This is a genomic window from Shigella sp. FC1967 (genome assembly GCF_001743005.1).
Taxonomy (GTDB): Bacteria; Pseudomonadota; Gammaproteobacteria; order Enterobacterales; family Enterobacteriaceae; genus Proteus.
This window is the reverse complement of record NZ_MIIZ01001300.1, coordinates 1-411: the sequence shown is the minus strand read 5'-3', so window position 1 is coordinate 411 and position 411 is coordinate 1. Positions and strand designations below refer to the sequence as shown.

Genomic DNA, 411 nt, shown 5'->3' with positions numbered 1-411 from the left:
TTCACCTTTATAGGCTTTAAATCGACCTTTTTCAGGTAATGAGCTAGTAATGGTGATTGATTTTATCGGCCCATAATAAAATTCTAACATAGTGGGCATATTATTAGACTGGTTCACCTTGGTTTTGATTATTTTACCATACAGTTCATCAAGATAGAGAGTATAGACTTTGTGTAAACTCTTCAGCTGATATTTATATTTGATATTATAAGGTGTTGACATTCTTACAAGATTTGTTTCGATTCGCTCATGAATATATTCTTGTGTCGAAGAATCAAATTTAGTGAGAGAGCCGCATTCATCAAATTGAATTTCACCTTTATAGGCTTTAAATCGACCTTTTTCAGGTAATGAGCTAGTAATGGTGATTGATTTTATCGGCCCATAATAAAATTCTAACATAGTGGGCAT

At 32.6% G+C, this 411-nt stretch carries 1 protein-coding gene; it reads right to left on the bottom strand.

What is annotated here, in order from left to right; genetic code table 11:
- The coding region (locus BHE89_RS24025; RefSeq protein ID WP_171742560.1) for a hypothetical protein at nucleotides 1-411 on the bottom strand (411 nt) is incomplete at both ends.